Origin of the sequence: Lentzea guizhouensis (genome assembly GCF_001701025.1) — a bacterium.
GTDB classification, from domain to species: Bacteria; Actinomycetota; Actinomycetes; order Mycobacteriales; family Pseudonocardiaceae; genus Lentzea; species Lentzea guizhouensis.
The window spans coordinates 6,487,466-6,504,364 of record NZ_CP016793.1; the positions used below are offsets into that span (position 1 = coordinate 6,487,466).

At 70.2% G+C, this 16,899-nt stretch carries 2 protein-coding genes and 1 pseudogene; all 3 read right to left on the bottom strand.

Translation table 11 applies throughout. The annotated features are described in order from the left end of the window. Window positions 1-50: 50 nt before the first annotated feature. Window positions 51-2,531 (bottom strand): type I polyketide synthase, encoded by a 2,481-nt coding sequence (locus tag BBK82_RS57225; protein ID WP_472368449.1) that lies wholly within the window; start codon window positions 2,529-2,531, stop codon window positions 51-53. Window positions 2,532-2,618: 87 nt separating this feature from the next. Further along, window positions 2,619-5,215: pseudogene (locus BBK82_RS56410) on the bottom strand (type I polyketide synthase); the annotation flags it as partial. A gap of 280 nt (window positions 5,216-5,495) precedes the next feature. After that, complete coding sequence (locus BBK82_RS54645; protein ID WP_065918266.1) at window positions 5,496-16,610, bottom strand: type I polyketide synthase; 11,115 nt, start codon at window positions 16,608-16,610, stop codon at window positions 5,496-5,498. Window positions 16,611-16,899 lie beyond the last annotated feature (289 nt).

Sequence of the window (16,899 nt, forward strand, 5' to 3'; positions counted from 1 at the left end):
CTGCTGTGGCCGGGCGGTCACGTCGCAGGTCGACGTGACCGCCCGACCGGTCAGGCCGGCACGGTCGTGAACGCGGCCAGCCAGGCCTCCATGACCTCGGCGGTGAGGTGCGCGTCCTCCTTCACCATGGCCATGTGGTCGGTCTGCACGAGCCGGATGTCGTCGGCGGGCACGGCGACGTCCTGGTTCGTGGTCACCAGGTCCGTGCCGCGGACCTCCTGGCCGCAGCGGATCAGCAGCTTCGGCACGGTGGTGTGGATGCCGGTGTCGATGATCCGCGGGAACCAGTGGGCCATGGCGGACAGGCGCGCGCTGTTCATGTTGACCGCGGGCGAGTCCATCGTGTTGAAGTAGTTCGAGGTGACGGACTCGAAGTCCATGCCCTCCCGGTTGTCGTAGTTGAGGCTCAACGTGTCCAGCATGATCACGCCGTCGGGCTTGATGCCCCACGTCTCCTCGATGACACCCGCCGCCAGGTAGGCGAGCGTGCCGCCGGAGGAGTGGCCGACCAGCACGAACGGGTCGCTGCCGCTGGCGTGCAGCACGGCTTCGGCCACCCACCGGTTCACGGCGGCGGCGTTGCGCGGCAACGGTTCCCCGCTGCCGAACCCGACCAGCGGCAACGCGCTGACCTGCCGCTTGCCTCGCAGGTGCGCGGCGAGCCTGGCGTACATGTGCACACCGGCGGTCGCACCGGGCGCGCTGATGCAGATGAGCTTCGGCAACGCGGGCCCGTCGGCGAGCGTGACCGGCTCCGGCAGCTCGTCGAGCTCGGCGGGGGAGTCGAACATCGGCCGCAGGTTCGCCACGCCCTTGAGCATCTGCAGGCCGGCCGCCACGTTGTTCTTGGTGACCGCGTCCATGAACAGCCCGAACACGGTGTCCTCCGCCGCGACCTCGACACCGCCGCTGCTGGTTCCTCCACTGTGGAGGGTTTTGAGCTCGGTGACGAGGTGCTGGGCGAGGTTCGCGGGCGTCTTGTGGTCGAACACGACACTGCCCGCGAGCTTGAGGCCGAGCAGCTCGTTGAGCTGGTTGCGCAGCTCGACCGCGATCAGGCTGTCGAAGCCGAGCTCCAGGAAGTCCTTGCCGGCGTCGACCCCGCTCGGGTCGGCGTGACCGAGCAGCGCGGCACTCGTGCCGACCACGAGATCGCGCACCATCACCTCGCGCTCCTCCTGGCCGGCCTCGCGCAGCCGGTCCAGCACCGTGACCGCGGCCTTCTCCGGCTGGTGCTGCTGGGGTGCCTCGGTGATGTCGGCGAAGAGCTTCGACACCGGCCCGCGCTGCTCCGCGACGTGGATCGCGACGAGGTGCCTCTGGTTCTGCGTGAGTGCCGCGTCGAACAGCGCGAGACCTTCTTCCACGGCCAGCGGCGGCATGCCCGACCTGGTCATCCGGTCCATCGCGGCCTGGCTCAGCCCGGCCGTCATGCCCGAGTCCTGCGCCCACGGCCCCCAGGCGATGCTGACCGTGTTCGGCTGGGTGCGCGCGACGGCGTCGAGGTAGGAGTTGGCGGCGGCGTAGTTGCCCTGGCCGGCCGCCCCCATCACACCGGAGACCGAGCTGTAGAGGATGAGCGTGGCGCCGGTGTCCTTGAGGTGCCAGGCGGCGTCGACCTTGGGCTTGAGCACGTTCGCGAGCTTCTCGTCGTTCAGCGCCCCGATCAGCGCGTCGTCCAGCACGCCCGCGGTGTGCACGATGGCCTGCAACGGCTTCTGCGCCGCCGACAGCAACGTCGTGACGTCGTCCTCCTTCGCCACGTCCGCCGCCACGACCGTGACCGTCGCACCGGCTTCCTCGAGCTGCCTGCGCAGCTCCGCGGCCTTGGGCGACTCCTCACCACGCCGGCTCGCCAGCACCAGGTGCTTGACGTCGTGGCGGCTGACGAGGTGCTTCGCCAGCTCGGCGCCGAGCCCGCCGGTGCCGCCGGTGATCAGCACCGCCTTGTCCGGGTCCCACTCGTGCTTGGCGTCGGTCGGCGTGGTCTTCGCGAGCCTCGGCACCCTCGTCTGTCCATTCCGGACCTCGACCTGCGGCTCGTCCGACGCGACCAGCCTCGGCAACAACGCCCCGGACACGTCCAGCGCGTCGGTGTCGAACAGCAGGAACTTCCCGGGGTTCTCCATCTGCGCACTGCGCACGAGACCCCAGACCGCCGCCGCGGTCAGGTCCTCACCGGTCGTGGCACCACGGCTGGCGAACACGATCCGCGAGCTGTACTTGTCCGCCTCCTGCAGCAGCTTGAGCACTCGGCTCGTCTGCTTGTGCGTGCTTTCCGGCGTCCCGTCCCCGCTGACCGACACGACGAAGATGTCCGGGGTGGTGTTCTGCGCAGCCTGGCCGAGCGTCTCGCCGTACCCGCTGACCGTCTGCCCGGCGCTGTAGAGCACGTGCGCCAGGTCGAACTCGTCACCACCGATGATTGCCCACCGCGCCGCCGACACCGCGTTGGTGCCCGGCGTGGCCTTCGTCCAGTTGAGCTCGTACAACGCCGGCATGCTCTGCCTGACCGGCCCGCTCGGCGCCATCGTGCCCCGCGGCCAGTACCGCTGGGTGTCGAAGGGGTAGGTGGGCAGCGCGATCGTGGTGCCCTGCGGGTAGTAGTCGTCCCACTTGACCTTGGTGCCGCTGACGTAGAGCCGGGCGAGCGCGGTCAGGAACGCCTGCTGCTCCGGCTTGTCGCGCCGCAGCGTCGGAATGCAGCCGTCGACGAGCGCCGACAGGACTCCGGTCGGGCCGATCTCGACGAACGTGGCGTCGCCGATGTCGTCGACGTTGTCGGTGAAGCGAACGGTGTCACGGACGTGGTCGACCCAGTAGCCGGCGGTGGTGGCGGGCTTGCCGGTGTGCAGCGGGATCTTGGGCTGGTGGAAGGTGACGGTCGCGATGGCCGCGCGGAAGTCGTCGAGCATCGGCTCCATCAGCGGGGAGTGGAACGCGTGGCTGACCCGGAGCTGCTTGTGGTCCCAGTTGGCGGCGATGGCCTTGGTCCCGGCTTCGTCACCGGCGATCACGATGTCGGCCGGGCCGTTGACGGCGGCGATGCTTGTGGTTGCCGTGAGATGTTCGCGGACTTCGGCTTCCGTGGCCTTGACCGCATACATCGCGCCTTGACCCGGGAGGGCTTGCATGAGGCTGGCGCGGCGTTGACGAGCTTGGCGGCGTCTTCGAGGGTGAGGACTCCGGCGACGTGTGCTGCCGCGATCTCGCCGATGGAGTGGCCGGCGACGTGGTCGGGCTTGAAGCCGTAGTGGTGGAGGAGGCGGTAGAGGGCCACCTGGAAGGCGAAGAGGGCGGGCTGGGTGGTGCCGGTCTGGTTGAGCTTCTCCTCGTCCGTGCCCCACATGACGGTCTTGAGGTCGGGGTCGAGGTGGCTCGCGACCTCGTCGAACGCCTCCTTGAACCTCGGCTCGGTGTCGTAGAGGTCCTTGCCCATGCCGAGGCGTTGGGCGCCCTGGCCGCTGAAGAGGGCGGCGGTGGGTTTGCGCTGGGTCTGGCCTTTGGCGATGGTCTGGTTGTCGAGGATGACAGCGCGGTGTTCAAACGCGGTCGGGCGGGTGGTGAGGAGTGAGTGGCCAAGGTCGGTGGGGTTCGCGCCTTCATCCAACAGGTCGCCGACCTGGTCGATCCTGGCCTGCAGCGCGCCCGCCGACTTGGCGGACACGACGAGCGGCGCCACGTTCCCACCGGCCGCAGCGTTCTCGCCAGCCGCTCCGCCCTTCGGAATCGATTCCGACTCACAGGCCCCCTGGGGGGAGCCACCCCCCATCCCAATCGTCTCAGACGGGTCCGACAGTGTCGGCGCCCCGGACTCGCCGTTCACCGAGGGCGATTCCTCGATGATCACGTGTGCGTTCGTGCCCGACACCCCGAACGACGACACCCCGGCCCGCCGCACCCGCTCCCCGCGCGGCCAAGCCACGTCCTCGGTGAGCAATGAGACCGCACCGGCAGACCAGTCGACGTGAGAGGAGGGCGCGGCCACGTGCAGAGTGCGCGGCAATGAGCCGTGCTGCAGCGCCATCACCATCTTGATGATGCCCGCCACACCGGCCGCTGCCTGCGTGTGCCCGATGTTCGACTTGACCGCACCCAACAACAACGGCGACGTACGCTCCTGCCCGTACGTCGCGAGCAAAGCCTGCGCCTCGATCGGGTCACCCAGAACGGTTCCGGTGCCGTGCGCCTCCACCGCATCGACGTCACCCGGCCCCAGACCGGCCGACGCCAGCGCCGACCGGATCACGCGACGCTGCGCGGGACCGTTGGGCGCGGACAACCCATTGGAGGCACCGTCCTGGTTGACGGCGCTGCCCACCACCACGGCCAGCACGGGGTGACCATTGCGCTGTGCGTCGGAAAGCTTCTCCACCAACAACACGCCGACGCCCTCGGACCAGCCGGTGCCATCGGCGTCGTCGGAGAAGGCCTTGCATCGGCCAGAGGTCGCCAATCCGCCCTGACGCGTGAAACCGGCGAAGTTCGACGACGTCGCCATCACGGTCACACCGCCGGCCAACGCGAGAGAACACTCGCCATTGCGCAGAGCAGCAGCAGCCATGTGCAAAGCGACCAACGAAGAAGAACACGCCGTGTCGACCGTGACGGCAGGTCCCTCGAACCCGAAGGTGTAAGAGATGCGACCGGAGATGACGGACGCAGCGGTGCCCATGCCCGCGTGTCCCTCCACGTCCTCCTGCGACGCAATCAGCACGTGGCCGTAGTCCTGGCCGTTGGTGCCCACAAACACACCGGTCTCGCTACCGCGCAAAGACGACGGGTCGATGCCCGCGCGTTCGATGGCCTCCCACGTCGTCTGCAGCAGCAGCCGCTGCTGAGGGTCCATCGCGAGGGCTTCGCGTGGTGAGATGCCGAAGAAACCGGGGTCGAACTCGGCCGCGTCGTACAGGAAGCCGCCCTGCAGCGTCGCGCTCGAACCGCCCGCCAGCGTGCCCAGGTCCCAGCCGCGGTCGGTCGGGAAACCGGTGATGGCATCGCGGCCGGACGACACCAGCTCCCACAGGTCCTCGGCCGAGCGCACGTCACCGGGGAAGCGGCACGCGATGCCGACGATCGCGACGGGCTCGTGGCGGCCGGACTCGACCTCCTCCAGCCGCTGCCGCGTCTCGTGCAGGTCAGCGGTGACCCACTTCAGGTACTCAACGAGCTTCTCTTCGTTCGGCATCGCCGGAAACCCTCCTGGTGCGGTCAGCGCTCGGTGCGTCGGCCGAGTTCGTTGTCGATGAAGGCGAACACGTCGTCCGCGGTGGCCGCGCTGAGCCGGTCCCGCGCTGCCTCCTCGTTCTTCTTGCCGCCGTACTGGGCGAGGAGCTTGCGCAGCCGGGCCGCGACACCGGGCGTTCCGGCGGCGAGCGCGGCCTCGACGTCGTCGAGCTCGAGGACCGGGGCCTCGACACCTGTGAACTGCTCGCAGAGGTGCGCGGCGAGCTCGCGCGGGGTCGGGTAGTCGAACGCCAGCGTCGCCGCCAGCTTCAGCCCGGTCGCGGCGGCGATGCTGTTGCGCAGCTGCCGGTCGCGGAACTGCGGTCGACCGCCGCCGGACTCGCGTGCCCGAGCACCCCCGGCGCGTGGCCGCGCACGAGGTCCACGACGTGCCGCAGCCGGTCCTCCGCGGGCAACGCCGCCAGCGTCGCGCCGAAGTCCACCCCGGACCCCGCACCCGCCGACCGCTTGCCGCCACGCACCAGGCCACGCAGCACCGCCGCGACCGGACCGTCCGATCGACCCGTGTTGATCCGTGCGGGCACCAGGAACGTCTCCTCGCGCGAGGTGGCGTCGTCGAACAGACGCATGCCTTCCTCGACACTCAGCGGCGGCATGCCACCACGCCCGATACGTTCCATCGCGCCGTTCTGCAGATGCGCGGTCATGCCGCTCGTCTGCGCCCACGGACCCCATGCCAGTGACACGGCCGGAAGACCGTTCGCGCGCCGATGCTCCGCCAACGCGTCGAGGAACGCGTTCGCTGCTGCGTAGTTGGCTTGTCCCGGTGCGCCGACGATGCCGGAGACCGACGAGTAGAGCACGAACGCCTTGAGGTCCTTCGTCGCCTCGTGCAGGTTCCACGCGCCGTCGACCTTCGGCTTCAACACGGCCGCAAGGCGTTCCGGCGTCAACGACCCGATCGTGCCGTCGTCGAGCACACCGGCCGTGTGCACGACCGCGGTGAGCGCACGGCCCGCGACGAGCTTCCTGACCGCCTCGGGATCCGCGATGTCACACGCCGCGATCGTGACATCGGCGCCGTGCGCCGTGAGCTCCGCCTGCAGCGCAACGGTTTCCGGTGCGTCCTGCCCGCGCCGCGACACCAGCAGCAGGTCCGTGACCCCGCGCGCCTCGACCAGGTGCCGCGCCAGCTCCGCACCGAGCCCGCCGGTACCGCCGGTGATCAGCACCGTGCCGTTCCACACCGTCGGCTGCACGACGTCGTCGACCCGCGCGAGCCTGCCGACCGTCACCTGCCCGTCCCGCACCCGCGCCTGCGTCTCGCCCAGGTCCAGCAACCCGACCGGCAGCTCCGCCGACCCGTCCGTGTCGACCAGCAGGAACCGTCCCGGGTTCTCCGACTGCGCCGACCTGACGAGCCCGTGCACCGCGGCCGCAGCGAGGTCACCCGGTCGCGTCACGAACACCACGCGCTCGTCGGTCTCCAGGCGCTCCTGAACCGTCTGCAACGCCTGTGCCGTAAGAGCATGCGCGTCACGCACGTAGTCGTCGGACCCGTTGACCGTGACGACCGTCGCCTCGGCGTGCTGGTACTTCGGCGCCGGCACCCACTCCAGCCGGAACAGTGAGTCTTGCTGCTGCTGAGCCGTGAGCGGCGCGCCGGTGGTGACCTCGCGCGCCGAGAACACCGGCGCCCCCTGCCCGTCGACCGCCGCGACCTCCCCGTTGCGGTGCCGGACGCGCAACGTCGACGCGCCGATCGTGTGCAGCGACACGTCCTGCCAGCGCAGCGGCACCTCGTCGCCCATCACCTGCTGCAGAAGCGCCGGGTGGACGCCGTACTGGTTCGTGTCGGACGCGTCCAGCGACACCTCGGCGTAGGTCGCGTCCCCGAGCTGCCACGTGTCCGGCCCGACCTCGACGGCACCCTTCGGCGGCCACTCGCGGACGCGGAAGTCGCTGACGTACTCGCCTTCCGCGAGCGTTCCCGTCGCCACGCGGGTCCAGGCATCGGACTGTCGCGTATGGATGGTGAGGTGGCGCTTCCCGTTGTCCGGCTCGCCGATCGACACCTGCAGCACCCCGGCGGTGAGCGGTCCGGTGACCGTCAGCTCCTCGACCAGCCCGTACCCGACCTGGTCCGCCGCCCGGAACGCGATCTCCGCGAACGCCGCCTCCGGCTGTGCCTCGGTCAACCGGTTCGTGAACACCACCGCGTCCTGGTCGGCCAGCGCGATCGTGGCACCGAGCAGCGGGTGGTCCACCGGCCCGAGCCCGACCCCGGTGACGTCGCCGCTCCGCCGCAGCGGCGTCGGCCAGTACCGGTCGTGCTCGAAGGCGTAGGTCGGCAGCTTGATCACCTTGGCGCCGGCGAAGAACGGCGTCCAGTCGACGTCGATCCCGGCCACGAACAGCCTGGCCAACGCCGCAGTCCACGCCGTGGCCTCGTCGCGGTCCCTGCGCAACGCCGGCACCGCGCCGTCCACCAGCGCGGACAGCACACCATCCGGTCCGATCTCCAGGAACGTCGCGTCGCCGATGGCCTCGACGTTGTCCGCGAATCGCACGGCATCGCGGACGTGCCGCACCCAGTGCTCGGTGGTGGTCACGTCACCGGTGGCCTGGATCTGGATCTTCGGCTGCTGGAAGGTGATGCTCTTGATCGCGGTGCGGAAGTCGTCGAGCATCGGGTCCATCAGCGGCGAGTGGAACGCGTGACTGACCTTGAGCTGCTTGTGCTCCCACTTGCTCGCGATGGTTCGCGCCTGCGCCTCGTCACCGGCGATGACGACGGCGTTCGGGCCGTTGACCGCCGCGATCGACACCAGATCGGTCAGGTGCTCCGCGACCTCCTCTTCGGTGGCCCGCACCGCGAACATCGCGCCCTGCGCCGGGAGGGCCTGCATGAAGTTGGCGCGGATCTGCACCAGCCTGGCCGCGTCGTCGAGGCTGAGCACCCCGGCGACGTGCGCGGCCGCGATCTCGCCGACCGAGTGGCCGGTGACCACGTCGGCCTGGACGCCGAAGCTCTCCGCGAGCCGGTAGAGGGCGACCTCGATGGCGAACAGCGCGGGCTGCGTGCGGTTGGTCTGGTTGAGCTTGGCCTCGTCGTCGCCCCAGATGACGTCCCTGAGCCCCGGATCGAGGTGCTGCATCACCTCGTCGAACGCCGTCGCGAACACCTCGTGCCGCTCGTACAGCTTCTTGCCCATGCCGAGCCGCTGCGATCCTTGCCCGGAGAACAGCACCGCGAGCTTCCTCCGGGTCGCCTTGCCGCAGGCGATCTCCTGGTCGCCCAGCCAGACCGCCCGGTGCTCGAACCGCGACCGCTTCAGCAACGAGAACCCGACATCGGCCGCGTCGGCGTCCACCGCGCGCACCCGGTCGACCTGGGCGCGCAGCGAAGCGAAGGACTTCGCCGAAAAAACGAGCGGGGCCCCCTTGGGGGGACGCGAAGTCCCCACTCCAATCATCTCAGGCAGGTCTGACAATTCCTGGCCGCTCGCCGGCGCCGCCTCCAGGACCAGGTGCGCGTTCGTGCCCGAGATGCCGAACGACGACACACCCGCCCGCCGCGGCCGCTCCACCGCCGGCCACGCCGTCGCGGTAGTCAGCAACGACACCGCACCGGCCGACCAGTCGACGTGCGAGGTCGGCGACGTCACGTGCAGCGTGCGCGGCAGGACCCCGTGCCGCATCGCCATCACCATCTTGATCACCGACGCGACCCCGGACGCCGCCTGCGAGTGCCCGATGTTCGACTTCAGCGAACCCAGCAGCAACGGCGTCTCGCGCTCCTGCCCGTAGGTCGCAAGCAGTGCCTGCGCCTCGATCGGGTCACCCAAGGCGGTTCCGGTGCCGTGTGCCTCCACAGCGTCGACATCCGCCACCGACAGCCCCGATGCCGCCAGCGCCGCGCGGATCACACGCTGTTGCGACGGACCGTTGGGCGCCGTCAGGCCGTTGGACGCGCCATCCGAGTTGACGGCAGATCCACGCACGACCGCAAGCACCTCATGTCCCGCAGCGACCGCGTCAGACAGACGCATCACCACGAGCACACCGACGCCTTCAGCCCACGCCGTGCCATCAGCGGACTCCGAGAAAGCCTTGCAACGGCCGTCACGCGCAAGCCCGCCCTGCTGGCTGAACTCCATGAACGTGCCCGGCGACACCAACGTCTGCACACCACCGGCAAGCGCCAACGAGCACTCACCGTTGCGCAGCGCGTTCACGGCCAGATGCAGCGCCACCAACGACGACGAGCACGCCGTGTCGATCGTGAGCGACGGTCCCTCCAGACCCAGCACATAGGACAGGCGGCCGGACACCACACTCGGCGACGTTCCCGTGCTGGAGAACCCTTCACGGGCCTGCTCGGAGTTGATCACCAGCTGCCCGTACTCCAGGCCGCCGGCGCCCAGGAACACGCCGGTCTTCGAGCCGCGCAACGCCAACGGGTCGAGCCCCGCGTGCTCCAGCGACTCCCACGCGGTCTCCAGGACGAGCCGCTGGTTCGGGTCCATCGCCACCGCCTCGCGCGGCGAGATGCCGAAGAACGCCGGGTCGAAGTCGGCGATCCCGTGCAGGAAGCCGCCGTGCCCGGTCACCGAACGCCCGGCACCCTCGCCGACGACGTCGGTGTCCCAGCCGCGGTCGGACGGGAACTGGCTGATCGCGTCCCGCCCGGCCAGCACCAGGTCCCACAGCTCGTCGGCGTTCGTCACGTCACCGGGGAACCGGCAGCCGATGCCCACGATCGCGATCGGCTCGTCGCTGACCGCCCTCACGACCTCCGTCGCCGCCTGCACGCCGCCGAACAGCTCCGCGACCAGGTGCTGCGCCAGCGCCTGCGGGGTCGGGTAGTCGAACACCAGCGTCGCGGGCAGCGTCAGCCCGGTAGCCGCGTCGAGGCGGTTGCGCAGCTCGACCGACGTGAGCGAGTCGAACCCGAGCTGGCTGAACTCCAGGTCCGCGTCGATCGCCGCCGTCGACGAGTGGCCGAGCACCGCCGCCGCCTCGGTGCGCACCAGGTCCACGAGGTGCGCGACGCGTTCGGCCGGCCGCACCCCGTTGACCTGCACGGAGTCCGCACGGTTCGCCGCGGTCCGGCGCCCGCCGCGCACGAGGTCGCGCAGCAACGGCGGCACCATGCCGTTCGTCGTGCCGGTGATCACGCGCGCGGGCACGACCTGCGCCGCGTCGACCATGACGGCCGCGTCGAACAGCGCCAGGCCGAGCTCCAGCGACAGCGGTGGCATCGACGACTTCTCCAGCCGCTCGAACGCCGCCGCGTCCATCTGCCCGGTCATGCCGACCTCGGACGTCCACGCGCCCCACGCCAGCGACACCGCGTGCCTGCCCTGCGCCCGCCGGTGCTGTGCGAGCGCGTCGAGGAACGCGTTGCCCGCCGCGTAGTTGCCCTGCCCGGCGGTGCCGAGCACACCCGACACCGACGAGTACAGGACGAACCGCGCATCCGGCAGCAGCTCGTGGAGGTTCCACGCCGCGTCCACCTTGGGCCGCAGCACCTTCTGCACCCGCTCCGGTGTCATCGCCGCGATCACGCCGTCGTCCAGCACGCCGGCCGTGTGGATGACCGTGCCGATCGAGCGTCCCTTCAGGACATCGCTCAACGCCTCGCGGTCCGCGACGTCACAGGCCACGATCTCCGCGCCCAGCTCGGCCTGCAGCTCCCGCGCGCCGGGGGAGTCGAGGCCGCGGCGGCTCAGCAGCAGGAGGTTCTCGACGCCGTTGGCCGCGAGGTGCCGTGCCAGCTCCGCACCGAGGCCACCGGTACCGCCGGTGACCAGAACGGTGTCAGACCAGTCGAACGGCTGCGTCGCGTGCTCGCCGAGCCGCGCCAGACGGCCGGCGTACGCGTTGCCCGCACGCACGACGAGCTGCTGCTCCTCGCACATCAGCATGCCGGGCGTGACGTCGCTGCCCTCGTCGAGGTCGATCAACACGAACCGGCCGGGGTTCTCCGCCTGCGCCGCCCGCACCAGACCCCACACCGCCGCCGCGCCGAGGTCCGTGACCGGCTCGTCGCCGATGCTCTGCGCGCCGCGCGTGACGAACACCGTCCGCTCGTCCGCGTTCTGCAGGACCTCCAACGCCTCGATCGTCGCCCGATGCGCGCTCTCCGCGTCGAGCCCGCCGTGGACCTCCACGATCCGCGCGTCGATCCCGTCAGCCTCGCCGAGCTGTGCCGGCACCCAGTTGACCTGGAACAACGCGTCGCGCACTCGCTGGTCGGCGGTCGTCTCCGGCACGCGGACGGTCAACGACCTGATCGACAACACCGGCGCGCCGTCGACATCGGTCGCCGCCACCTCGACCGCGTCACCGGTGCGGGTGAGACTGACCCGCAGCCGCTCCGCCCCGATGGCGTGCAGCGAGACGTCGTGCCACTCGAACGGCACCCCTTCGCCCAGCAACTCGCTCGTCGCCTCGAGGGCACGCTCCAACAACAACGGGTGCACACCGAACGTCGCCGCGTCGTCCACGTCTTCCGGCAGCTCGACCTCGACGAATTCGTCGCTGCTCGTCGCTTGGTACGGCTGCGTCGTGAGTGTGCCGACGGCGTGCTCGACCCACGTGTCGCCGTGCTGCGCATGAACGCTCACGGCGCGCTTGCCGTCGTTCGGCGGACCGACCCGCACCTGCACGGCGACGGCATCGCGTTCCGGCAGCCGCAGCGGCACCGCGGTGGTGAGGTGCTCGACGCGGTCGCAGCCGACGAGGTCACCGGCGCGGATCGCGAAGTCCAGGAGCCCGGTCGCCGGGAACGTCTCGCCGAGCCATGGATGCGTCGCCTTCGACAGTCGCCCGCTCAACACGAGCTCTTCCGTGCCCGCGACCGTCACCGCCGCACCGAGCAACGGGTGCCCGCCCGACGCGAGGCCGTAGGCGCTCAGGTCCCCGGTTCGGCCACCGACGCTCGCCTTGGGCCAGAACCGCTCGTGCTCGAACGCGTAGGTCGGCAGGGTGATGTGGTGACCGCCGATCAACATTGACGACCAATCAACATTGATCCCGTCAACATGTTGACGACTCAATGCAGTCAACATTGACGCAACCTCAGTGCTGTTGCGCGTCAACATCGGCACGCCATCGATCAACGTGGACAGCACAGCATCGGGCCCGACCTCGACGAACCGCGTCACACCCGCCTGCTTGAGCCGCTGGACGTGGTCGTGGAACCGCACCGTGTCCTGCACGTGGTCGACCCAGAAGTCGACGCTCGTGACGTCGCCGGAGGCGGCGATCGGGATCTGCGGGGCGTTGAACGTGAGGTGCTTGATGGCGTCGCGGAAGTCGTCGAGCATCGGTTCCATCAGCGGTGAGTGGAACGCGTGGCTGACCTTGAGGCGCTTGTTCTTCCAGTTGGCCGCAATGGCCAGCACCTCTTCTTCAGCGCCGGCGATGACGACGGAGTCGAGGGCGTTGACGGCGGCGATGGACACGTTCGGCGTGAGGTGCGGCGTGACCTCAGCCTCGCTGGCCTGAACCGCGATCATCGCGCCACCGGTCGGCAACGCCTGCATCAGACGCGCGCGAGCTTCGACGAGCTTCGCGGCGTCTTCGAGGCTGAGCACCCCCGCGACGTGTGCCGCGGCGATCTCACCGACGGAGTGGCCCGCGAGGTGGGCGGGCTTGATCCGGAAGTCCTGCAGCAGCCGGAACAACGCGGTTTCCAGCGCGAACAACGCGGGCTGGGCGTTCCCGGTCTGGTTCAGCAGGTCCTCGTCGTCACCCCAGATGATGTCCCTGAGCTCGGGTGCGAAGTGGCCGAGTGCCGCGTCGAACGCGTCCGCGAACGTGTCGAACCGCTCGTGCAGCTCCCTGCCCATGCCGAGCCGCTGCGACCCCTGGCCGGAGAACACGATCGCGAGCACGTGCTCCGCCGCAACCCCGCTCGCGACCTCGGCCCCGTCGACCAGCACCGCCCGGTGCGCGAACCGCGACCGCTTGGCCAGCGTCGCCGCGACGTCCACCGGGTTCGCCCCGCCCGCCAGCACCACCTTGATCCGCTCGACCTGAGCGCGCAGCGAAGCCGAGGACTTCGCCGAGACGAGCAGCGGAACGTGTTTCGCGCGCGCCGAAGCCGAGGACTCCGAACTGCCAGGGGCCCCCTTGGGGGGACGCGAGGTCCCCACTCCAATCGTCTCACCCAGGCCAGACAGAACCGGGGCGTGGAGATCGACAACGGCCGGGTTGTCCACAGGCGCCGAGTTGTCCACAGATTCCGGTGAGACCGTCTGAGCTGAGGAGGTTTCGGTCGGTACGCTGGAAAACGGGGGGATCCCCGTACCCGGCGCTTCCAAGATCACGTGGGCGTTGGTGCCCGAGATGCCGAACGACGAGACTCCGGCGCGCACCGGGCGGTCGACGGACGGCCACGGGTGTGGCGTGGTCAGCAGTGAGACGGCGCCGGCGGACCAGTCGATGTGCGACGACGGCGAGTCGACGTGCAGGGTCCGGGGGAGCAGGCCGTGCTGGAAGGCGAGCACCATCTTGATGACACCGGCGGCGCCCGCGGCGGCCTGGGTGTGGCCGAGGTTCGACTTCACCGAGCCGAGGAGCAGTGGTTCGGTGCGCTGCTGGCCGTAGGCGGCGAGCAGGGCGTGTGCCTCGATGGGGTCGCCGAGGACGGTTCCGGTGCCATGGGCTTCGACGGCGTCCACATCGGACACCGAGAGGCCGGCGGAGGCGAGCGCGGCGCGGATGACGCGTTGCTGCGAGGGACCGTTCGGGGCGGTGAGGCCGTTGGAAGCGCCGTCGGAGTTGAACGCCGAGCCGCGGACCAGGGCGAGGACCGGGTGGCCCAGGCGTTCAGCGTCGGAGAGGCGTTCGACCACGAGGACGGCGACGCCCTCGGACCACACGGTGCCGTCGGCGGAGTCGGAGAACGCCTTGCAGAGGCCGTCCTGGGCGAGGCCGCCCTGGCGGGAGAAGCCGGAGAACGAGGTCGGGGTCGCCATCACCGTGACGCCGCCGGTCAGTGCGAGGGAGCATTCGCCGCCGCGCAGTGACTGGGCCGCCAGGTGCAGCGACACCAGGGCCGAGGAGCAGGCGGTGTCGACGGTGACGGCCGGGCCTTCCAGGCCGAGGGCGTAGGAGATGCGGCCGGAGATCACCGATGCCGCGAGGCCGGTGCCGGCGTGGCCCTCCAGGTCTTCGTTGGAGGCCATGACGACGTGTTGGTAGTCCTGGCCGTTGGTGCCGACAAAAACACCGGTGCGCGACGCGCGCAAGGTGGTCGGGTCGATGCCGGTGCGCTCCAGGGCCTCCCAGGAGGTTTCGAGCAGCAGACGTTGCTGCGGGTCCATCGCCAACGCCTCGCGCGGCGAGATGCCGAAGAACGCCGCGTCGAAGTCGGCGACGCCGTCGAGGAAACCGCCGCGGATCGGTTCGGCCGTGTCCCAGCCGCGGTCGGCGGGGAACGACGTGATCACGTCCTCGCCGGCGACGAGCACGCGCCAGAGGTCTTCGGGGGAGTCGATGCCGCCGGGGAAGTGGCAGGCCATGCCGACGATCGCGATGTCGTCCGTCGCGACGAACGCGGCGGGCTCCTCCAGCACGACCGACGTGTCGCCGAGGAGCTCGTCCAGCAGGAACTCCGCGAGCGCCAGCGGGGTCGGGTAGTCGAACACCAGGCTGGCCGGCAGCGCGAGGCCGGTGATCGAGGAGAGGTGGTTGCGCAGGTCGACGGCGGTCAGCGAGTCGAAACCCAGGTCGCGGAATGCCTTGTCGGTCGTCACGGCGTCCTTGCCGGCGTGCCCGAGCACCGCGGCGGCGCGTTCGCGGACCAGGTCGAGCACCGGGCCGACGCGCTCGTCGGCGGGCAACGTGCGCAGCGAACGCCGCAGTTCCGCCGCGGCCGAGTCGCTCTCGGCGCGTTGTGCGGCAAGGGAGTCGAGCACCTCCTGGGCGCCGGGCAGGTCGGACATCACCGGCGACGGGCGCAGGCTCAGCAACGCCATCAGCAGCTGCGGTGCGCGCAGGTCGGCGACGACCGCGGTGGCCGTGCCCGCGGCGACGAGGTGACGCAGCGCCGTGATCGCGAGCTCGGGATCCAGCGACGTGGCACCGACTTGCTTGATGTGCTCGGCAACGCGCGCATCGCCGGCCATGCCGTCACCGGCCCACGCACCCCACGCGATCGACGTGGCCGTGTGGCCGAGCTGACGGCGTTGTTGCGCGATCGCGTCGAGCACGGTGTTGGCGGCGGCGTAGTTGCCCTGGCCCATGTTGCCGACGGAACCCGCGACCGACGAGAACAACACGAACGCATCAAGGTCCATGTCGCGCGTCAGCTCGTCGAGCACGAACGCCGACATGACCTTCGACTCGAACACCGCCGTGAACGCCTCGGGTGTCAGGCTGTCGAACATCATGTCGTCGAGCACACCGGCCGCGTGCACGACCGCACGCACGTCCGGCGTCAGCAGCTGCGTGACCGCCTCACGGTCCGCGACGTCGCACGCCACGATGTGCGTCTCGGGGCCCAACGCGCTGATCTCGTCGCGTAGGTCGGCCGCACCAGGGGAACCGAGACCACGCCTGCTGACCAGCACGATCTTCTCAGTGCCACGCCGGGCGAAGTCACGTGCGAGATGCGCGCCGAGGGCACCCGTACCACCGGTGATGACAACGGTGCCGGATGGCGTCCACTCGACACCGTTCACCGGCGTGCCGACAACAACGCGTCGCCCGAACACACCTGACGAACGCACGGCGGTTTGGTCCTCGTCGGAGGAGAGCACGCTGACGAACCGTTGCGCCATGCGTTCGTCGATGACCTCGGGCAGGTCGACCAGACCACCCCAGCGCTGCGGGTACTCCAGCGCCGCCACGCGTCCCACGCCCCACACGCCGGTCTGCCAGGGCTGCGTCAGCAGGTCGTTGCGGCCGGTCGACACCGCGCCGCGCGTGACGACCCACAACGGCGCGTTGATGTCGATGTCGCCCAACGCCTGGATCAACGCCGTGGTGCCCACGACCGGCGCGAGCTCGTCGAGGTCGTCCAGCGCCAGCAACGAGATCACGCCGGTGAACCGCTGCTTCGCGTAGTCGACGAGCTGCCCGGTCAGGTACTCGCGGTCGGCCCACGCCACTTCGAGCACCGTCACGTCGGAGCCGAGGGCGGCGAGCAGCGTGCGCACCCAGGGGTCGTCGGACAGCGTCATCGGCACCGCGACGAACCACGCACCCTCGGCCGCCTTCAGCCCGGTGAGCGGCGTCCACGACTCCTCGTGCAGCCACGAGTCCACAGTGGACTGGGCGGACCGCTTGCGCCGCCACGCCGACAGGCCCGGCAGCACGGCGGCCCACGTGTCGGCGTCCATGTCGAGGGTGGCGGCGACCTGACCGGCGTCCTGCTGTTCGACGGCGGCCCAGAACTCCGCGTCCACCGGGTCCACGCCGGCGGGTGCGGCCTGGGCGATCTCCGGCCAGTAGCGCTCGTGCTGGAACGGGTAGGTGGGCAGGTCGACGGGGTTGCCTTCGAGCTGCCAGTCGACCTTGACGCCGCTGACGTGCAGGCGTGCCAGCGCGGTGAGCCACGCGGTGGTGTCGGCGCGGTCGCGGCGCTGGGCGGGGACGGCGTCCTCGACCAGGCCGCTGAGGACGCCGTCGGGGCCGATCTCCAGGAACGCGGTGACGCCCTTGGCCTTCAGGGCTTGGACGTTGTCGTGGAAGCGG

What these genes read in the sequence shown, in the direction of transcription:
- BBK82_RS57225 (WP_472368449.1), bottom strand. Translation starts at nt 2,531, where the DNA reads ATGGCGCCGAGCGGGCCGGTCAGGCAGAGCATGCCGGCGTTGTACGAG.